The following is an 18,677-nucleotide window of genomic DNA, read 5'->3' on the forward strand; positions in this document are numbered from 1 at the left end:
CCCCTCGTTGCCCGTCCGGGCCGGGGGGTTTTTGTTTCCTCCCGAACACCCGCCAGCCCCGCTGAAGCCAGGCCAGGCCGGTGCGATAGGCGGAGGTAACGATGGCTCGACAAGACGGGAAGGACGACCGGTGAAGGACCCCAGGGACCATGGCGTCGCACGGAAGGGCGAACGATGAGCGAGCAGATGACCGGAGCCCAGAGTTTGATCAGGGCACTGGAAGCGGCTGGGGTAGACACGGTTTTCGGCATTCCCGGCGGGGCGATCCTTCCGGCGTACGACCCGCTCCTTGACTCCAAGAAGATCCGGCACGTCCTTGTCCGCCACGAGCAGGGTGCCGGCCACGCGGCCGAGGGGTACGCGCTCGCCACCGGCAAGGTCGGCGTCTGTATGGCGACCTCGGGGCCGGGCGCCACCAACCTGGTGACCCCGATCGCGGACGCTCACATGGACTCCGTGCCCATCGTCGCGGTCACCGGGCAGGTCGCGACCGGCTCGATCGGCACTGACGCGTTCCAGGAAGCCGACATCCGCGGGATCACCCTGCCGATCACCAAGCACAACTTCCTCGTCACCGATCCGCTGGAGATCCCGCGGACCATCGCCGAGGCGTTCCACATCGCGTCGACCGGGCGGCCGGGGCCGGTCCTCGTCGACGTCGCCAAGGACGCCATGCAGGCCATGACGACGTTCTCCTGGCCGGCCTCGCTCGACCTGCCCGGCTACCGCCCGGTGAGTCGTCCGCACGCCAAGCAGGTGCGGGAGGCCGCCAAACTGATCAGCGAGGCGCGCCGGCCGGTGCTGTACGTCGGCGGCGGCGTGCTCAAGGCCCGGGCCTCGAAGGAGCTGCGGGTCCTGGCGGAGATGACCGGCATCCCGGTCGTCACAACCCTGATGGCGCGCGGCGCCTTCCCCGACAGCCACCAGCTCCACCTCGGCATGCCGGGCATGCACGGCACGGTGGCCGCGGTTGGGGCCCTCCAGAAGTCCGACCTGCTGATCACGCTGGGCGCGCGGTTCGACGACCGGGTGACCGGCAGCCTGGCGTCGTTCGCGCCGCACGCGAAGGTGATCCACGCCGACATCGACCCGGCGGAGATCTCCAAGAACCGCGTCGCGGACGTGCCGATCGTCGGTGACTGCCGCGAGGTGATCGCCGACCTGGTGGTCGCCATCCAGGCCGACCAGGCGGCTGGGCGACGTGGCGACTACACCGGCTGGTGGCGGTTGCTCGACGAGTGGCGGGGGCGTTACCCCCTTGGCTACGAGAAGCCCGAGGATGGTTCGCTGGCGCCGCAGCAGGTGATCGAGCGGATCGGCCAGATCGCCGGACCAGAGGCGATCTACGTTCCCGGTGTGGGTCAACACCAGATGTGGGCGGCGCAGTTCATTTCGTACGAGAACCCGAGCACGTTCCTCAACTCCGGCGGCGCCGGAACCATGGGCTTCTCGGTGCCGGCCGCGATGGGTGCGAAGGTCGGCCGTCCCGACGCGACGGTCTGGGCGATCGACGGCGACGGCTGCTTCCAGATGACCAACCAGGAGCTTGCCACCTGCGCGCTGGAGAACATCCCGATCAAGGTGGCCGTCATCAACAACTCCAGCCTCGGCATGGTGCGGCAGTGGCAGACGCTCTTCTACGACGGGCGCTACTCCAACACCGACCTCCACTCCAGCCGGATCCCCGACTTCGCGAAGCTGGCTGAGGCGTACGGCTGTGTCGGCCTGCGCTGCGAGCGCCCCGAGGAGGTCGACGAGGTGCTCGAGAAGGCGATGGGAATCAACGACGTGCCGGTGGTGATCGACTTCGTGGTGCACCGGGACGCCATGGTGTGGCCGATGGTCGCGGCGGGCACCGGCAACGACGACATCAAGATCGCGCGTGACCTCGCGCCCGAATGGGAGAAGGACGACCTCTGAGCCCGGGTTGTCGGCGCTGGCCCGCGAGCGCGGTGCCCAGCGCCGACCACCGCGCCGACCACCGCGGCGGCGCAAGGCCTCGTTGACGATCTCTCGTACAGGCGCCCGAAAGGAAATGACTCCCGTGTCCCGACACACCCTGTCCGTGCTGGTCGAGAACAAACCCAGCGTCCTGGCCCGGATCGCTGGACTTTTCTCCCGGCGTGGTTTCAACATCGACTCGCTCGCCGTCGGACCGACCGAGCACCCCGAGATCTCGCGGATGACCATCGTCGTCAACGTCGAGGAACTCCCACTCGAGCAGGTGACCAAGCAGCTCAACAAGCTCGTGAACGTCATCAAGATCGTGGAGCTGGACCCGACCGCGGCGGTCCAGCGCGAGCTGCTCCTTGTGAAGGTGAAGGCCGACACCCAGAGCCGTGGCGCGGTCCTGGAGACGGCGCAGCTGTTCCGGGCGAAGGTCGTCGACGTCGCGCCCGATACCGTGACAATCGAGGCAACCGGTAATCCCGAGAAGCTCGACGCAATGCTCCGGGTGCTCGAACCCTTCGGCGTCCGCGAGCTCGTCCAATCAGGCATGGTCGCCATCGGCCGTGGCAGTCGTTCGATCACCGACCGCACCCTGCGCTCCCTCGACCGGGTAGGCGAGCGCTCGGCCTAGGGCGTGCCCCTGATCAACGGGACACGGTCTGAGGCCCCAAATGATCACGTATACGTGGTCATTTGGGGCTTCACATGGCATCGACGCCGTGCGAGGCAGGTAATGACCACGTATACGTGATCATTCCTGGTCCCGCGGCCCTCCCCATAAACCCAGCTGGCGTGGCGCCGTACGATCGCGGGGTCGGCAACCGCACCACGCTGGCAGATTCGAATTCAAAGGAGACCTTGTGGCAGAGCTGTTCTACGACGACGATGCCGACCTGTCCATCATCTCGGGCCGTACCGTCGCCGTCCTCGGATATGGCAGTCAGGGCCACGCCCACGCGCTGTCCCTGCGTGATTCCGGCGTCGACGTGCGCGTCGGCCTTCCCGAGGGTTCGAAGAGCCGGGCGAAGGCGGAGTCGGAGGGCCTGCGGGTCCTGACGCCGGCGGAGGCGGTGGCCGAGGCCAACCTCATCGTCGTTCTCGCGCCCGACCCGGCCCAGCGCAAGCTGTACGCCGAGGCGATCGAGCCGAACCTCAACGAGGGAGACGCGCTCTTCTTCGGTCACGGCTTCAACATCCGCTTCGGCTACATCAAGCCGCCGGCCGGGGTGGACGTCGCGATGGTGGCGCCGAAGGGGCCGGGACACCTGGTCCGCCGCGAGTACAACGAGGGGCGCGGCGTACCCGTCCTCGTCGCGGTCGAGCAGGACGCGTCCGGGAACGCCTGGCCGCTCACCCTGGCGTACGCCAAGGCGATCGGTGGCCTGCGCGCCGGTGGCATCAAGACGACGTTCACCGAGGAAACCGAGACCGACCTGTTCGGTGAGCAGACGGTGCTCTGCGGTGGCGTGTCGGCTCTGATCCAGGCTGGCTTCGAGACGCTCACAGAGGCGGGCTACCAGCCCGAGGTGGCCTACTTCGAGTGCCTGCACGAGCTGAAGCTGATCGTCGACCTGATGTACGAGGGCGGCATCGCCAAGCAACGTTGGTCGGTTTCCGACACGGCGGAGTACGGCGACTACGTCTCGGGCCCGCGGATCATCGACGAGTCGACCAAGCAGCGGATGCGGGATGTGCTCGCCGACATCAAGAACGGCACCTTCGCACAGCGGTTCATCGACGACCAGGACGCGGGGGCGCCGGAGTTCAAGAAGTTCCGCGAGCAGTCCGAGCAGCACCCGATCGAGAAGGTCGGCAAAGACCTGCGTGAGCTGATGGCGTGGGTCAAGAGCCACGACGACGACTACGTGGAAGGTACGGCGGCCCGCTGACCGGCGTTCTTCGCTGCGAAAGGCCCTCGAGCGGATCTCCTGCTCGGGGGCCTTCGCTCGTTGGGCCGTGATCATGAAGTCGGGTCGTGATCATGAAAGGGACTGGGGCGCATTTCCCGGTGCGCTGACCGTGATCATGAAGGCAGAAGGGGTCATAGCTCCCGAATCCCTTCACGAAGAAGTTCATGATCACCGACATGATCAGGGGAGGGTTCCAGAGGGACGTGGGGGCGCGGGTGAGCGGCGGCCAGTTATGGGCGAGTTCGGTAACAATCGAGTGCACTCCTGCGAAGCCCGTAACCTGCTGGCTATCCTGAGCCCACATGCCGGGCCCAGGGTCGTGCTCGGGGTTGGGCTGCGCCCATCCGCACGGGCTGTCAGCCTCCTCAGCGGACGCAGGAAGGCCACGCGAACGTGAATGCCCCCGTGACGCCCCCAGCGAAGGTGACGGCGCGCAAGCCCGTCGTCCTCATCGCCGAAGAACTCTCCGCCGCCACCATCGAGGCGCTCGGACCCGACTTCGAGATCCGTACGTGCGACGGTGCCGACCGGGCCGATCTCCTCGCGGCCATCACCGATGTCGCCGCGCTCCTCGTCCGGAGCGCGACCAAGGTCGACGCCGAGGCGCTGGCGGCCGCACGGCAGCTCAAGGTTGTCGCCCGGGCCGGCGTGGGGCTGGACAATGTCGACGTCAAGGCAGCGACGCAGGCCGGCGTGATGGTGGTCAACGCCCCGCAGTCCAACGTCGTCTCGGCTGCCGAGCACGCGATCGGCCTGCTCCTCGCGGTCGCCCGGCACATTCCCGCCGCCGACGCGTCCTTGCGCGCGGGGGAGTGGAAGCGGAGCAGGTTCACCGGCGTGGAGCTGTCTGGCAAGACGCTCGGCGTGCTCGGCCTCGGCCGGATCGGGGTCCTGGTGGCACAGCGGCTGGCGGCGTTCGGCATGAACGTCGTGGCCTACGATCCCTACGTCCAGCCCGGCCGAGCGGCACAGATGGGGGTCCGCCTCGTCCCGCTCGACGAACTCCTCACCGCCAGCGACGTGATCACCGTCCATTTGCCCAAAACCCCAGAAACATTGGGGATTCTCGGTGAGGCCGAGCTCGGCAAGGTCAAGCCGGGCATGATCATCATCAACGCGGCCCGTGGCGGAATCATCGACGAACACGCGTTGTACGTCGCACTCAAGGAAGGCCAGGTCGCGGCCGCGGGCATCGACGTGTTCGTGAGCGAGCCCTGCATCGACTCGGCACTGTTCGAGCTCGACAACGTGGTCGTGACTCCGCACCTTGGCGCGAGCACGCAGGAGGCGCAGGAGAAGGCCGGCATCTCGGTCGCGAAGTCCGTACGCCTTGCCCTGGCAGGGGAGTTGGTGCCCGACGCGGTCAACGTCCAGGGTGGCGTGATCGCCGAGGACGTCCGGCCCGGCATACCGCTGGCCGAGAAGCTGGGGCGGATCTTTACCGCGCTGGCCGGCGAGGTAGCGCTCCAGATGGACGTGGAGGTACGCGGCGAGATCACCGACTATGACGTCAAGGTGCTCGAACTCGCTGCCCTCAAAGGCGCCTTCGGTGCCGTGGTCGAAGACCAGGTCTCCTATGTCAACGTCCCCTTGCTCGCCGCCGAGCGCGGGCTCGAGGTGCGGCTCCTCACCGATCCCGACAGCCCGGATTTCCGCAACCTGGTCACGTTGCGCGGCACCCTCGCCGACGGCCGCCAGATCTCGGTGGGCGGCACGCTGGTGGGCCCGAAGCATGTCGAACGCCTTGTGGAGGTGGAGGGTTTCGACATCGAGATCGAGTTGACCGAACACATGGCCGTCCTGAAGTACGTCGACCGTCCCGGCATCGTCGGTGTGATGGGCCGCATCCTCGGTGAGGCGGGCATCAACATCGCGGGGATGCAGGTGAGCCGTGACCGTCGCGGTGGCAAGGCACTGGTGGCGATGACGGTCGACTCGGCGATCCCGCAGGCCGCGCTGGACGAGATCGCCCGGGCGATCGACGCCGAGGGAGCCCGCGCCATCGACCTCGTCGACTAGGACGTACGTACGCCGCCGTACGCCGCTGCCGGTGTCGCTAGGTTCTGCGAGCGGTGACTGCCGTACCGGCGTCGGCGTACGTCACCGTCGCATCGCTGAATCCGTTGGCGGTAACGCTTTGCTTGATCGCGGCCATTGCCGCGTCGCTCGCCGTGGGCTGGACCGTTCCGTAGATGACGTGGAGAAGCCCACCTGGCCGGATGACGCGGCGAAGGATCGCCAACTCAGGCGTGGGATTCCTTACCCAGAAGAGATTGACGTTGATCGAGAACGCGATGTCGAAGCCGCTCTCGGCGTCGTCCAAGGTGTCAAGCACACATTGCCGCACGTGGAGCCGGCCCGCGTCGACGTGCTGGTCGTTACGCTCGGCGGTGCGCTGAATCGCGGTCGCTGAGCGATCGATGGCCAGAAGGTGGCCGCTGGTCAGGCGTGGACAGATCAGTTCGGCCGCGGCACCCGGACCACACCCGATCTCGAGGACGCGCGCGTGCGGCGCGGGGTCGATGAAGTCGACCGCCCAGCGGACCCGGTCGGGGATGGCCGGGCGCGAACGCCGGCCGTTGCGGGCGCCGGCAGCGGCCGGCCGGGACGTACGGCCGGTCATGAGCGCGGATCCTTTCCGGACACAGACGTATTTTCGTACATGTCTGCGGATGGGCAACTCCGCCGGCGGCGACGACCGCAATGACCATGTATACGTGATCATTACGTGCGGCCCGGGAGCCGCCGGCGGAGGCGAAGGGGCAGGGCTTGGGTGGACCTCAGCGACGCGTGGCGATCAGGACGCTCGCATCGGAGGCCACCATCACCTCGACGGTGCTGAACCTCGAATCGGTCAGCCACTGCTGGCGTACCGTGTCAACCCGGCCTTGATACATCGGCGGCCAGGTGGCGCAGGGGGTGAAGTCGTCGAGTACGACGAAGCCGCCGGGCTCGACCAGGTCGGCAGCCATGTCGGGCCCCGCGCGCTTGGCCTCGCGAACATCGAGGAACAGCAGTGAGAACGGCGCTTCCGGCGCAAGATCCTTCCAGTCCGCTTCGAGGACGCTCACGGTCTCATCGCCGGCGAAGATCTCGCGCACGGCCTCGACCAGGCCCGCGTCGTGCTCGGCGGTGAGCAGGTGGGCGCCCGCGCGCATCCCGCTGCGCAGCCAGGCCGAACCCACGCCACAGCCGGTGCCCAACTCCGCGAGTGTGCCGGTACGCGAAGTCGCCAGGCTCGCGAGGAGCCAGCCGGTCTCGTTACGGCAGGACGACACGAAGCCGCGCCGGCGGGAGAGTTCGTGCGCCCGAGCCACGATGCCCGGAACGTGCGGCAACGCGCTCATGCACGTCCTCGCTTCGCTCCGGGCGCGCATGAGGCACTCGAGGCGCTGTGCTTGATGATTCGCTCGCTGCGCTCCCTCATGCACGTCCTCGCTTGGCTCCGGGCGTGCAAGCGCGTCGGCAGGTGGTGCCGGGATGGCTGCGGAGAATCCTTCGTTCGCGGGGTTCGGTCATCTGGTCAGGGTGTCAGAGCGGCGCCGAACGGCGGTCGACGTCTCGTTATCCGAGAAGTTCCCCCGATTGGCGAGACAACTGCTTGGACGTCCAACTATTCTCGGCGGGGTCATGAGGTTCGTACTCATTCTTCGCTGCCGCGGCGGGGCTCGCTGACATGCAGGGCCGGCCACCCGTCGCGGAGTTCGCGTTTGCTGGCCCGAGCTTCCTCGATGATCTCGAGACCCGTTCCCATGAAGGAGAATCTCATGACCGAAGCGCAACGCCTGGCTTATCGAGCCCTGCAGGAATCCCTTGACAGGCGCGACAACGGCGGCCGGTCGGGCCAGCTGCTGGAATGGTCAACCGGACCGGATGACCGCGACACACCACCGCAACCCGCCACGGGGCGCTAGCCACGGGGCGTTAGGTCCGTACGCCAATCCCGGACGATCCCGGCTGTTTCCGGGCCGCCTCGCAGGCCTCTCCGAACTGCCCATATATCGAGACCGATGTGTCGAGATGTGAAACGACGAGTACGGTGACCGCATGGCGCAGAGCATCCGGCTGGCGGTGATTCCCGGCGACTACATCGGTCCCGAGGTCACCGCGGAGGCACTGAAGGTCCTCGAGGCCGTCGTGCCCGCTTACGACATCAAGATCGAGTCGACCCACTACGACCTCGGTGCGCAGCGTTATCTCGCGACCGGCGAGGTCCTTCCTGACTCCGTGCTCGCGGAGCTTCGCGGTCACGACGCGATCCTCCTCGGCGCGGTGGGCGGACGCCCGGGTGATCCCAACCTTCCCTCGGGCATCCTCGAGCGCGGGCTGCTCCTGCGACTGCGCTTCGAGCTCGACCATTACGTCAACCTCCGCCCGGCCCGGAGCTTCCCCGGCGTTCCGACCCCGCTCGCGAGCGACGCCCCGATCGACTTCGTGGTCGTGCGGGAAGGCACCGAGGGGCTGTACGTCGGCAACGGCGGCACGGTCCGCAAGGGCACCCCACACGAGCTCGCCACCGAGGTGAGTATCAACACCGCCTACGGTGTCGAGCGGGTGGTGCGCGACGCGTTCCGTCGGGCGCAGGCCCGGCGCAAGAAGCTCACCCTCGTTCACAAGACCAACGTCCTCGTGCACGCCGGTGGTGTCTGGTCGCGGATCGTGGCCGAGGTGGCGCCGGAGTTCCCGGACGTCACGGTTGACTACCTGCACGTCGACGCGGCGACGATCTTCCTCGTCACCCAGCCCGAGCGCTTCGACGTGATCGTCACCGACAACCTCTTCGGCGACATCCTGACCGACCTGGCCGCCGCCGTGACGGGTGGGATCGGCCTGGCCGCCAGCGGCAACGTCAACCCCGACCGGACCGCTCCGTCGATGTTCGAGCCGGTACACGGGTCGGCGCCCGACATCGCCGGCCAGGGCAAGGCCGACCCGACCGCGGCGATCCTGTCGGCTGGCCTGCTCCTCGACCACCTCGGTGAGCCGGGCGCGGCGCGCCGGGTTGAGGATGCCGTCACCGCCGACATCGCGACGCGCGCGTCCGCTCCTGCGCGCACCACCACCGAGATCGGCGACGCCATCGCCACCCGAGTAGCTGACTAGGGTCTGTCTGGAAGTGCCGGGCCGGCTCGCGACGTCCCGCATCCAACCTGGCTGCGTTCTCGTCGTCGCCAATAGAACACCGCTATTGGCTCCTCCTCGGCCTTGCCAGCTGGGCGCGGTTACGCCGCTCGCTGATCGACCCAGCACCACCAGACAGACCCTGCCTTCGAAGCTCACCCCTTCGAAGGCCGACGCCGCCCACACTCGTGGGCGGCGTCCTTTATGTGTCTCTCGTCTGGCTCTCGCAGGAAGTTCCGTGAACGATGCGCGCTATGACCGCACAGTTGGAGTTCACCCATCGCCCGGCGCAGTCACCGACACCGGTCGCCCGCCGGCAGGAGATCCTGGCGGACGCGGTATTCGGGCGCCACTTCACTGACCACATGGTCACCGCGACCTGGACACCGGATCGCGGCTGGTATGACGGTGCGGTCGTGCCGTACGGCCCCCTGAACCTCGACCCCGCAGCTGCGGTCCTCCACTTCGGGCAGGAGATTCTCGAAGGGCTGAAGGCGTACCGTCACGCTGATGGATCGATCTGGATGTTCCGCCCGGACGCCAACGCGGCTCGGTTCGCCCGGTCCGCACGCCGGCTGGCACTGCCCGAGTTGGCGGTCGAGGACTTCGTGGCCGCGCTGGACAGGTTGGTACGGATTGACCGCGACTGGGTGCCATCCGGCGAGGGGCGGAGTCTGTACCTCCGGCCGTTCATGTTCGCTTCGGAGGGCTACCTCCAGGTCCGGGCGGCGCGGCACGTGACGTTCGGCGTGATCGCCTCGCCGGCCGCCTCGTACTTCGGGGGCCAGGCCGCCCGACCGGTCACCCTCTGGTTGTCCGAGGAGTACACCCGCGCGGCGGCCGGCGGCACGGGAGCGGCGAAGTGCGGCGGCAACTACGCGGCCAGTCTGATCGCGCAGCGCGAGGCGATCGAGAACGGCTGCGACCAGGTGGCGTTCCTCGATTCGGTCGAAGGTCGATGGGTCGAGGAAAGCGGCAGTATGAACCTCTTTGTCGTGTACGACGACGGGCGGATCGTCACCCCGGAGCTCACCGGCACCATTCTGGAAGGGATCACCCGCGACTCGATCCTCACGCTGGCGTCCGAGTGGGGGTACGCGGTCGAGGAACGCCGGCTCGACGTCAACGAATGGCGGACCGGCCTGGCCAGCGGCCAGATCCCGGAGGTGTTCGCGTGTGGCACCGCCGCGGTCGTCACTCCGATCGGGATGCTCAGGTGGCGGGGCGGCCAGCTGCGCGTCGGCCACGGGGACGCCGGGCCCGTGACCGCCCGTATTCGCCGCCACCTGCTCGACCTACAGGAAGGGCGGACGCCCGACACCCGCGGCTGGCTCCACCGGGTCTGCTGACGATGTCTGTTACCCCCACCTTTCCCGCCCCTCAGTCCCGCCTTCCTCTACGCTCCTCCGCAGATTGATGATTGGGTACGGTGCAGCCATGACCGCAAGCCTCGAGATTCGCCGCCAGCTCACGGAGTCGCCGGTGCCGGCCGAGCGCCGGGCAGAGATCCTCGCAAACCCCGGATTCGGACGGTTCTTCACCGACCACATGGTCACCGTGACGTGGACCCCCGAGCGGGGGTGGCACGACGGCGTACTCCGTCCGTATGGCCCGCTCTCCCTCGACCCGGCGACGGCGGTCCTCCACTACGCGCAGGAGATCTTCGAGGGTCTGAAGGCCTACCGCCACGAGGACGGCTCGGTCTGGACGTTCCGGCCGGAGGCCAACGCGGCGCGCTTCCAGAAGTCGGCGCACCGGATGGCGCTGCCCGAGCTTCCGGCCGACGACTTCGTCGCGGCGCTCGACCAGCTGGTCCGCACCGACTGCGCCTGGGTGCCCGCCGGCGGGGAGAAGAGCCTGTACATCCGGCCGTTCATGTTCGCGTCGGAGGTCTTCCTCGGCGTGCGCCCGGCCCGGGAGGTCACGTTCGCCGTCATCGCCTCGCCGGCCGGCTCCTACTTCGCAGCCGGGGTCAAGCCGGTGTCGATCTGGGTGTCTGAGGACTACACCCGCGCGGCACGGGGCGGCACCGGTGCGGCGAAGTGCGGCGGAAACTACGCGGCCAGCCTCATCGCCCAGCAGGAGGCCGCGGAGAACGGCTGCGACCAGGTGGTCTTCCTCGACGCGGTCGAACGCCGGTGGGTCGAGGAGCTGGGCGGCATGAACCTCTACTTCGTCAACGACGACGGGTCGATCGTCACGCCGGAGTTGACCGGCACGATCCTCGAGGGCATCACCCGGGACGCGATCATGACGCTCGCCACCGAATCCGGGCACAAGGTCGAGGAACGCCGGGTCGACATCGACGAGTGGCGCGAAGGCGTCGCCACCGGGCGGATCACCGAGGTGTTCGCCTGCGGCACGGCCGCGGTGGTCACGCCGGTCGGGTCCCTGAAGTGGCACAGTGGCGAGCTCGTCATCGGCGGCGGCGTCGCTGGGCCGGTCACCTCGCAGATCCGCCAGCAGCTGCTCGACATCCAGTACGGCCGTGTCGAGGACACGCACGGCTGGCTCCACCGCGTCTGCTGACCCGGCGCGGGGTCGATCCGGCGATCGACCCCGCGTAGCGTCAGCCGCACTCGACGTTGACCACGGCCGGACCGGCCGTGGTCAACGTCGTTCCTGGGCCTGGTCGGCGTCGTTCCTGACCCTGGTCGAGCCGCCATCCCCCAAAAATCCCGCGACGGAGCGTGAGATGGGGCGACAGGTGGCATGACGGTTCAAAAGGTTCGTCGTTTCGAATCAAGAGGGGAGTAGCTTCGTCTCCGCATGAGTTTCGGCCGGGCCGTGACTCAGCCGGCGAAGTCCTACTTCGCCGGTGAAGTTCTCGAATATGGAGTACGAAGCAATGAGTGAACGATCTGAAGGAGCGACAACCCACCCGATCAAGGGAACCTTCGACCTGAGCCGCGCCGAATGGCGTTCGGCCGTGTCCGGTGGTGACATCGAGGTCGCGTTTGTGGACGACCTGATCGGCATGCGCAACGGTCAGGACCCGGGCAGTCCGGTGCTGGTCTTCACCCCTGGTGAGTGGGAAGCGTTTCTGGCGGGAGCCAAGGACGGAGAGTTCGATCCTTCCGAACTCGACGAGCCGTCCGAAGCGACCGCTGGTTAGGGAGTTCGTGTCAATCCTCCGGCTGCCCTTCAGAGGGGTCTGGACCAGGGAATTCATTCTCCTGATCGTGAACGGGTAACCGGCGGCCTTTGCGGTTGTACGAGATTCAAGTGGTTTGCAGGATCGGACACCGTGGGCGGGAGGTGTCCGATTCGACCGCCGCGGCACGTGGGGTTTTCATGATCCTTCCGGCTGTCATTCGGTGACCTGCCACTCAGTGATCTGCCACTCGGTGAGGCCACCGGAGTTTCGGCCGGCGTGCCAGTGCTGGCTCGGGCGGAACGCCTCCGCGAATCGCTGGTCGTGACTGACCGCGATCGTCGTACCCCCGAAGCCGGCGAGCGCCAGGTCGAGGACGTCGAGGGATTCGAAGTCGAGAAAGTTCGTGGGTTCGTCCAGGAGCAACAGCCCCTGGCCGCCGTTGACGAGGCAGGCGAGGAGCAGCCGGCGGATCTCACCGGCCGACAGGGTGCCGACGGGGCGCCGGATCTGCTCAGGGTCGAAGAGGTAGGAGTCGAGGAGCCGCTCGGCGTCCTCCTCGTACAACGGGACCTGGCGGCGTAGGTAGTCAAGCGCCGGCATCCGCAGCGGCAGTCGATCATGCACCTGCGGCAGCATGCCCACGGCCGTCCCAAGCGTGAAGGTGCCCATGGTCGGTGCGAGACCACCGGCGAGCACCTCGAGCAGGGTGGACTTGCCGGCGCCGTTCTCGCCGGTCACCAGGATCCGTTCGCAACCACGTGCGGCCGCGGAGAACGCCTGCCACAGTGGCCCGTCAGCACGGCTCGCCACGAGCTGGTCGAACGCCAGGACCGTCGCCGTCGGATCGGTGACGGCCGCGAAGTCCAGGACGAGCGGTGGGCGTTCTTCGGGGCGCTCGATCCAGCGGGCGGAGGTCATCTCCCGCAGGAGCCGTCGCTCGCGGGCCTTCGCCTTCTTCGCCACCTTCTTGGCGTACCTGCGTAGCTTGTCGTTGTTCGTCGTCAGCTCGGTCCGCAAGGCCTGGTTGACAGTACGTTCGATGTCCTCGGCAAGCCGGCGGCGGTGCTTCTCCTGCGCCTCCCAGTCGGCGAGGAGCCGGACCCGTCGCCGGTGCTTCTCCGCGCGGTACGCCGTGTAGCCGCCTTCGTAGAACTCCGCCCGGTCCGTGAGCACGTCGAGTTCGACGATCCGGTGGACGACGTGATCGAGGAACGCCCGGTCATGCGTCACGACCACCACCACACCGCGGTAGTTGGCGAGGTAGTCGGCGAGCCAGCGCAGGCCAGCGAGATCGAGGTGGTTGGTGGGTTCGTCGAGCAGCAGGATGCTCGGGCGCTCCAGCAGCAGGCGGGCCAGCATGAGCCGGGACCGCTGGCCGCCACTGACCTCGGCAAGAGGCCGCCGTTCGTCGATGGCGGCGACGCCCAGGCGTTCGCGTACTTCGGCGGCTCGGGCCTGCGCCTCCCAGCCGCCGAGCAACTCGAACCTGTCCTGGAGGATGGCGTACTCCGCGAGTACGTCGGATACGTCGGGATCGCCGGTCTCGGCGGTCCTGCCGGCAGGCGCACCGTCACTCATCGCCAGCTCGAGCTCGCGGAGGCGGTTGCTGATCTCGTGCACCTCACCGAGCCCGCCATCGAGGAAAGCACCCACGGTGACGTCCGGATCGGTGACCTCGGCGTCGAGGTAGCCCACGCGGTCGTTGGGGCCGTAGCTGACGGACCCGCGGTCAGGTCGCACCCGCCCGGCGAGGATGCGTAGGAGCGTCGACTTGCCGGCGCCGTTCGGCCCGACCAGCCCGATCCGCTCGCCGGCGTTGACGATCAGGCTGACGTCGTTGAAGAGCGGATCGCCGTCGTGGCTCTTGGCGAGCCCGGATGCCTTGAGGACAGCCGCGCCGGTCGCATGGGACGGACCGGTGGTACGGGATGGATTGGTGGCACGGGACAACGCGTCAGAAAAGGATGTGGATGCGGTCATGACGCCCCAGGAACTCGAAGGGTGCCGCCGGCGGAAACCACCAGGCGGCGCGTGCTGAGGGGGAGTTCCTGTCAGTTGCCCACGGAGGGAGACTACCCCGGCCGCACCGAACCACGTCAACGCCAATAGTGGTCGCCCAATGAGGGTCGCGCAGCCCGCGACTGGGGGGTGGCCGGACGAGGCCCAATCGGGAGCCGGTTTGACCTGGTCACGGGGGTGTGTGCGAAACTGCCGAGGTGATGAAGTCTTTCACCATGATCATTATGTGAGCGCGCCGGGCAGACTTGTTGTCCAGCGCGCAAACCTCTCGCCCCCGGCGGGAGGTTTTTTTGTTGTCTCCACCGACCTTCGATCGCCCCCTACCACCCGACCTCCGGCCAGGTTCGCAAGGAGCTTCACCCGATGAGCGACTTCCAGGTCTACGACACGACGCTACGCGACGGCGCCCAGCAAGAAGGGCTCAACCTCTCGGTCGAGGACAAGCTCTCGATCGCGCGGCACCTTGACGAACTCGGCGTAGGTTTCATTGAAGGCGGCTGGCCGGGTGCTAACCCCAAGGACACGGAGTTCTTCCGCCGGGCGAACGCGGAGCTGCGGCTCGGGCATGCGACGCTCGCGGCGTTCGGGGCGACCCGCCGTCCGGGGGTGCGGGCCGCGGACGATCCGCTCGTCGCCGCCCTCCGGGAGTCCCGGGCGAGCGTCGTCACCCTGGTCGCCAAGAGCCATGACCGCCATGTCGAGCTGGCGCTGCGTACCACGCTGAAGGAGAACCTCGCGATGGTGCGTGACACGGTGGAGCACCTGCGTTCCGGAGGCCAGCGGGTCTTCCTCGATGCCGAGCACTTCTTCGACGGCTACCGCGACAATCCGGCGTACGCCCTGGAGGTTGTGCGTACCGCCGCCGAAGCGGGTGCCGAGGTCATCGCGCTCTGCGACACCAACGGCGGCATGCTGCCCAACCAGGTGGGCGAGGTGGTCACTGCCGTGCTCGCCGGCACCGGCGCCCGGATCGGCATCCACTGCCACAACGACGCCGGCTGCGCGGTCGCCAACACCCTGGCCGCCGTGGATGCGGGCGCGACGCACGTCCAGGGGACGTTGAACGGCTACGGCGAACGCACCGGGAACGCCGACCTCGTGACCGTTGTCGCCAACCTGCAGCTCAAGCGCGGCCACGCCCTCGTACCCGACGCGGCTCTGCGCGAGGCGACCCGGATCGCGCACGCGGTGTCGGAGCTGACCAACGTCCCGCCGTACTCCCGACAGCCGTACGTCGGGGCGTCGGCCTTCACCCACAAGGCGGGTCTGCACGCCAGTGCGATCAAGGTGGACCCGAATCTCTACCAGCACACGGATCCGGAGTACGTCGGCAACGACATGCGGCTGCTGGTCTCCGACATGGCGGGCCGGGCGAGCATCGAGCTGAAGGGCCGCGAACTCGGGTACGACCTTGCCGGCGACCGGGAGCTGGTCACCCGGATCGCCGACCGGGTGAAGGCGCTGGAGGCGCGGGGCTACACGTTCGAGGCGGCGGACGCGTCGTTCGAGCTACTGCTCATCGAGGAGGCCGACGGAGCGCGGCCGAAGTACTTCGACGTGGAATCGTGGCGGGTGATCACCGACTCCCGTCCGGGCGAGGAGGCCGCCTCGGAGGCGACGGTCAAGCTGACGGCCAACGGTGAGCGGATGATCGTGACCGGCGAGGGAAACGGTCCGGTCAACGCGCTCGACAGCGCGCTGCGGGGCGCCATCGGTCAGGCGTATCCGGCCGTCGAAAAGCTGGATCTCATCGACTACCGAGTGCGCATCCTGGACTCCGGGCATGGGACGGACGCCGTTATCAGAGTTCTGATCGAGCTGTCCGACGGCGAGGAGTCGTGGGAGACGGTCGGGGTGGGCCACAACATCGTGGAGGCATCCTGGGAGGCGCTGGTCGACGGCGTGACGTACGGCCTGGTGCGTGCGAAGGTCGAGCGCCTGGGCTCCTGAACACCAACCGCCCCTGCACCTGAACCGCGTCGGCGCGCCGAGCCTTCTCCTCCACGACCCAATGCCGATGGAGGAAACGCCGGCAGAACCCCATTAGGTGCGGATCGGGCGTTGGTTGATGTCGATCCAGGGTGGGGGTATGTATTCGGGTCTGCCGTTTGGTCCCATGCATACTTGCCAGCCGCTGTTGTGGATGACGTTATGGTGGGCGCTGCATAACAGGACGCCGTTGTTCAGGTCTGTTCGACCCCCGTCTACCCAGTGAACTAGATGGTGAGCGTCGCACCATTTGGCGGGACGGGTCGCAGTCTGGGAAATTGCATTCCATCCCGTCCCGAATTCCTAGCGCGTGGCGTTGGGCGGCGGTGAAGAAGCGGGTCGTACGCCCGAGGTCGAGCACGTGACCTTTGCCGTCGAGAACGGCGGGGATGACGTCAGCGTCGCAGGCCAGCAGTCTCGCTGTCTCTGCGGAGATCTGTTCGCCGCTGTCCAACGTCGCGTAGCCGATCCCTGTGACGAGTTGGGCCAGCGTCATGGTGAGGATGATCTGTGGCTTCGTCCCACCACGCGTGGGCGCCTCTCCCGCGGCAAGAGCCAGATCAAGCATTTCGACGAAGGCGTCGCCCAGGCGGCGGGACGCGGTGCGGGTGTCGGGTCCGTTCGCGTCGGTCTTTCGTGGCCCTGCTAGCGGGTCGAGGAGTGCTTTCAGGCGTGCCATCTCATCAACGGGCAGTTGAATGCGGGCACTGTGAAGTCCGGGCCCTGCTTGGGAGAACGTGATGGATCGCTTCTGCTCGGCCCGTTTGCGTTCCCGCTCCAGTTGCTCACCCAGGCGCCGCTCGGCCTCCTCTGGCGCGATGGCCTCGTACAGCTGATTCCCCAACTGCCGTAGCTCTTTCGGATCGTGCTGGGTGGCCAACTCCAGCAGACGTGTCTCACCTTCGCGTTTCTGGTCGTCGCTGATGTCGTTGGGCAGAAGGTTGATCGACTCGCGGATGATCTTGGCGTGCGGTGCTGAGATCCGGCCCGCGACAAGTGCCTGCCCGGTGGCCTGAAGGTTGGCCTCCAACGCCTTGGCGAGTTTCACGTCCGCGCCGACAGCGCCGGGGCGAAGGTGCAGCTTGTGTCGCAGCCACGCCGCGGTCGAGGTCGCACCAGCCTGGGAGGCAAGCTCCCGCGTATCAACATCATGGATGAGCCGCAGCCGCAAAGCCTCAGCCATAGCGACGATCTGGTGCACCTGCTCCAGCCCGTCAGCAGTGTCGGCGTCCGTACACGACCAGAAAGAGGATTTCAACGCCTGAGCAAGCCCGTCCTGGACCATGTCCGGCAACCCCCGCAGTGGCCGCGTGGGCGGGGCGCCAGTCGTGACATCCATAACCGAAACGCTATCGGCGACCACCGACAGAATCCCGCCCGAAAGAGCCTATTCCAAGAGCCTCAGGAATGTAATTTTGCGTTGCCTTGAATATCTCTGAGTAAAACAACAGGTGAAGGTCCCGTTGATGAACCGCAGGTCTCGTGAACGGACCGCCGCCCATTTCTTGCTGGACCCAATCCGCGCGAAAGGGAGGGGAGTGGAAAGTTCTCTGGTCAGGACACGGAAAAGTCTCCACTGCATGGGAAGGGGCAAGGGGGCAAGGGGCGATCGGCGGTCAGCGCGCGGCTTCAGGAGGCGACTCGACACCGACGGTGTGGGCTGAGCCGCGACGGTGGGATCGCGCGAGCTCCAGAAGGAAGTCGCAATGCGCAAGGAGACGTTGACGGAGCCCGTTCGCTCTGTCCGCGCACCCGCGCTGCGCCGCGGCGTACTCCGCCTTACCCTCCGGTGTCTCGATCCGTACCGGCTCGTATCCCAACGCTGCCAGGTCGTACGGCGAGGCCCGCATGTCGAGCGTGCGGATCTCGCGAGCGAGTTCGAAGGAGTCGGCGAGGAGTTCTGAAGGGGTGAGCGGCGCCAGCTTGTACGTCCACTTGTAGAGATCCATGTTGGCGTGGAGGCAACCGCTCTGCTCGAGAGCCACCTGCGTCTCCCGCACCGGCTGCAATGCGTTGCGGGGTCGCGCCGGCTCGGTGAAGAACCGGAAGGCGTCGAAGTGCGAGCAACGGATCCGGTGCTGCTCGACCACCGTGTCGGTGCCGTCCGGGCCCAATCTGAGCGACCAACTCGCGTGCCGGATCTCGTCGGGGGACTGCCGGTAGACCATCGCCCACTCGTGGAGTCCGAAGCATCCGAACGACGCGGGGCGTTCCAGTGTGGCGGCCAGCAGGTCGCGGACCCAGCGGATCGTGTCAGCGCGGGCCGGGACCTGAGCGGGATCGACCGTCACGCCGCCGGCCACCTCGGAGTACTCCCGCATACGGGCGTACTCCCGGGCCGCGCCACCAACGAGGATCACCCCGGCCCCCGGATGCCAGCGGCGAAGCCGAGCCGGGCGGTACGAGTAATAGGTGAAGAGGAAGTCCTCGACCGGGTGGGATTCGCCCCGCTTCCGGCGTTCCAGATGCGGCCCCAACCAGCCGTCCACGCGAGCTTCGTGGGCGTCGCGGCGCGCGGTCCAGGCTGCTTCGGGCAGCGTCACGGGGGAGTCAGACACCCCGCCACGTTAGCCGCTGGCCAGCTCGCCCCT

Annotated in this window: 17 protein-coding genes; 10 read left to right on the plus strand and 7 right to left on the minus strand. The window is 67.4% G+C overall.

Annotated elements, in window-relative coordinates:
- Nucleotides 1–174: 174 nt before the first annotated feature.
- The 4 genes from B141_RS0108690 (at nucleotide 175) to serA (ending at nucleotide 5,879) form a co-directional block, all read left to right on the plus strand.
- A complete protein-coding gene (locus B141_RS0108690) occupies nucleotides 175–1,920 on the plus strand; it encodes an acetolactate synthase large subunit (protein ID WP_020574770.1) in 1,746 nt (581 codons plus the stop codon).
- 115 nt (nucleotides 1,921–2,035) lie between these two features.
- On the plus strand, nucleotides 2,036–2,581 hold the full coding sequence (gene ilvN, locus B141_RS0108695; RefSeq protein ID WP_474775042.1) for an acetolactate synthase small subunit: 546 nt from the start codon (nucleotides 2,036–2,038) through the stop codon (nucleotides 2,579–2,581).
- Nucleotides 2,582–2,810: 229 nt separating this feature from the next.
- Nucleotides 2,811–3,839 (plus strand): ketol-acid reductoisomerase, encoded by a 1,029-nt coding sequence (gene ilvC / locus B141_RS0108700; protein WP_020574772.1) that lies wholly within the window; start codon nucleotides 2,811–2,813, stop codon nucleotides 3,837–3,839.
- Between the two features lie 426 nt (nucleotides 3,840–4,265).
- A complete protein-coding gene (serA, locus tag B141_RS0108705; protein ID WP_020574773.1) occupies nucleotides 4,266–5,879 on the plus strand; it encodes a phosphoglycerate dehydrogenase in 1,614 nt (537 codons plus the stop codon).
- A 37-nt stretch (nucleotides 5,880–5,916) separates the two neighbouring features.
- On the opposite strand, the gene B141_RS39645 is transcribed toward serA, so the two are convergent.
- From B141_RS39645 to B141_RS52200, 3 genes are all read right to left on the minus strand, one after another.
- Nucleotides 5,917–6,483: a class I SAM-dependent methyltransferase gene (locus tag B141_RS39645; protein ID WP_020574774.1), complete on the minus strand. Its 567-nt coding sequence runs from the start codon at nucleotides 6,481–6,483 to the stop codon at nucleotides 5,917–5,919.
- Nucleotides 6,484–6,640: 157 nt separating this feature from the next.
- Nucleotides 6,641–7,207, minus strand: coding sequence for an O-methyltransferase (locus B141_RS0108715; protein WP_020574775.1), 567 nt, complete (start codon nucleotides 7,205–7,207; stop codon nucleotides 6,641–6,643).
- Between the two features lie 296 nt (nucleotides 7,208–7,503).
- Complete coding sequence (locus B141_RS52200; protein ID WP_272944069.1) at nucleotides 7,504–7,629, minus strand: hypothetical protein; 126 nt, start codon at nucleotides 7,627–7,629, stop codon at nucleotides 7,504–7,506.
- Between B141_RS52200 and B141_RS49060 the strand changes: the two genes are divergently transcribed.
- The 5 genes from B141_RS49060 (at nucleotide 7,628) to B141_RS0108745 (ending at nucleotide 12,096) form a co-directional block, all read left to right on the plus strand.
- Nucleotides 7,628–7,774, plus strand: a complete 147-nt coding sequence (locus B141_RS49060) for a hypothetical protein (protein WP_020574777.1) — start codon at nucleotides 7,628–7,630, stop codon at nucleotides 7,772–7,774. The genes B141_RS52200 and B141_RS49060 overlap by 2 nt on opposite strands.
- A gap of 133 nt (nucleotides 7,775–7,907) precedes the next feature.
- On the plus strand, nucleotides 7,908–8,963 hold the full coding sequence (locus B141_RS0108730) for a 3-isopropylmalate dehydrogenase (protein WP_020574778.1): 1,056 nt from the start codon (nucleotides 7,908–7,910) through the stop codon (nucleotides 8,961–8,963).
- 272 nt (nucleotides 8,964–9,235) lie between these two features.
- The gene (locus B141_RS0108735; RefSeq protein ID WP_020574779.1) at nucleotides 9,236–10,330 is read left to right on the plus strand and encodes a branched-chain amino acid aminotransferase; all 1,095 of its coding nucleotides are present in this window, start codon (nucleotides 9,236–9,238) and stop codon (nucleotides 10,328–10,330) included.
- A gap of 88 nt (nucleotides 10,331–10,418) precedes the next feature.
- Nucleotides 10,419–11,510 carry a branched-chain amino acid aminotransferase gene (locus B141_RS0108740; protein ID WP_020574780.1) on the plus strand — a complete coding sequence of 364 codons (1,092 nt, stop codon included), beginning with the start codon at nucleotides 10,419–10,421 and terminating at the stop codon, nucleotides 11,508–11,510.
- 319 nt (nucleotides 11,511–11,829) lie between these two features.
- Nucleotides 11,830–12,096, plus strand: coding sequence for a DUF397 domain-containing protein (locus tag B141_RS0108745; protein WP_020574781.1), 267 nt, complete (start codon nucleotides 11,830–11,832; stop codon nucleotides 12,094–12,096).
- A gap of 195 nt (nucleotides 12,097–12,291) precedes the next feature.
- Here B141_RS0108745 and B141_RS39650 read toward each other — a convergent pair whose 3' ends face one another.
- Nucleotides 12,292–14,058 (minus strand): ABC-F family ATP-binding cassette domain-containing protein, encoded by a 1,767-nt coding sequence (locus B141_RS39650; RefSeq protein WP_020574782.1) that lies wholly within the window; start codon nucleotides 14,056–14,058, stop codon nucleotides 12,292–12,294.
- 402 nt (nucleotides 14,059–14,460) lie between these two features.
- On the opposite strand from B141_RS39650, the gene cimA reads away from it, so the two are divergent.
- Nucleotides 14,461–16,047, plus strand: coding sequence for a citramalate synthase (cimA, locus tag B141_RS0108755; RefSeq protein WP_020574783.1), 1,587 nt, complete (start codon nucleotides 14,461–14,463; stop codon nucleotides 16,045–16,047).
- Nucleotides 16,048–16,140: 93 nt separating this feature from the next.
- Here cimA and B141_RS52530 read toward each other — a convergent pair whose 3' ends face one another.
- The 3 genes from B141_RS52530 to B141_RS0108765 all read right to left on the minus strand — a co-directional run bounded on the left by B141_RS52530 (nucleotide 16,141) and on the right by B141_RS0108765 (nucleotide 18,644).
- Complete coding sequence (locus B141_RS52530; RefSeq protein WP_337587601.1) at nucleotides 16,141–16,284, minus strand: hypothetical protein; 144 nt, start codon at nucleotides 16,282–16,284, stop codon at nucleotides 16,141–16,143.
- Complete coding sequence (locus B141_RS0108760) at nucleotides 16,247–17,425, minus strand: DUF222 domain-containing protein (protein ID WP_237742655.1); 1,179 nt, start codon at nucleotides 17,423–17,425, stop codon at nucleotides 16,247–16,249. Before B141_RS0108760 ends, B141_RS52530 begins: the two co-directional genes overlap by 38 nt.
- A gap of 277 nt (nucleotides 17,426–17,702) precedes the next feature.
- Nucleotides 17,703–18,644 carry a 3-methyladenine DNA glycosylase gene (locus B141_RS0108765; RefSeq protein WP_202805704.1) on the minus strand — a complete coding sequence of 314 codons (942 nt, stop codon included), beginning with the start codon at nucleotides 18,642–18,644 and terminating at the stop codon, nucleotides 17,703–17,705.
- Between the last annotated feature and the right edge of the window lie 33 nt (nucleotides 18,645–18,677).

Source organism: Actinopolymorpha alba DSM 45243 (assembly GCF_000373925.1).
GTDB classification, from domain to species: domain Bacteria; phylum Actinomycetota; class Actinomycetes; order Propionibacteriales; family Actinopolymorphaceae; genus Actinopolymorpha; species Actinopolymorpha alba.

Coding starts and splice junctions, on each gene's coding strand:
- B141_RS0108690 (WP_020574770.1), top strand. CDS start 175: ATGAGCGAGCAGATGACCGGAGCCCAGAGTTTGATCAGGGCACTGGAA.
- ilvN (WP_474775042.1), top strand. CDS start 2,036: ATGACTCCCGTGTCCCGACACACCCTGTCCGTGCTGGTCGAGAACAAA.
- B141_RS39645 (WP_020574774.1), bottom strand. CDS start 6,483: ATGACCGGCCGTACGTCCCGGCCGGCCGCTGCCGGCGCCCGCAACGGC.
- B141_RS0108715 (WP_020574775.1), bottom strand. CDS start 7,207: ATGAGCGCGTTGCCGCACGTTCCGGGCATCGTGGCTCGGGCGCACGAA.
- B141_RS49060 (WP_020574777.1), top strand. CDS start 7,628: ATGACCGAAGCGCAACGCCTGGCTTATCGAGCCCTGCAGGAATCCCTT.
- B141_RS52200 (WP_272944069.1), bottom strand. CDS start 7,629: ATGAGATTCTCCTTCATGGGAACGGGTCTCGAGATCATCGAGGAAGCT.
- B141_RS0108730 (WP_020574778.1), top strand. CDS start 7,908: ATGGCGCAGAGCATCCGGCTGGCGGTGATTCCCGGCGACTACATCGGT.
- B141_RS0108735 (WP_020574779.1), top strand. CDS start 9,236: ATGACCGCACAGTTGGAGTTCACCCATCGCCCGGCGCAGTCACCGACA.
- B141_RS0108740 (WP_020574780.1), top strand. CDS start 10,419: ATGACCGCAAGCCTCGAGATTCGCCGCCAGCTCACGGAGTCGCCGGTG.
- B141_RS0108745 (WP_020574781.1), top strand. CDS start 11,830: ATGAGTGAACGATCTGAAGGAGCGACAACCCACCCGATCAAGGGAACC.
- B141_RS39650 (WP_020574782.1), bottom strand. CDS start 14,058: ATGACCGCATCCACATCCTTTTCTGACGCGTTGTCCCGTGCCACCAAT.
- cimA (WP_020574783.1), top strand. CDS start 14,461: ATGAGCGACTTCCAGGTCTACGACACGACGCTACGCGACGGCGCCCAG.
- B141_RS0108760 (WP_237742655.1), bottom strand. CDS start 17,425: ATGGATGTCACGACTGGCGCCCCGCCCACGCGGCCACTGCGGGGGTTG.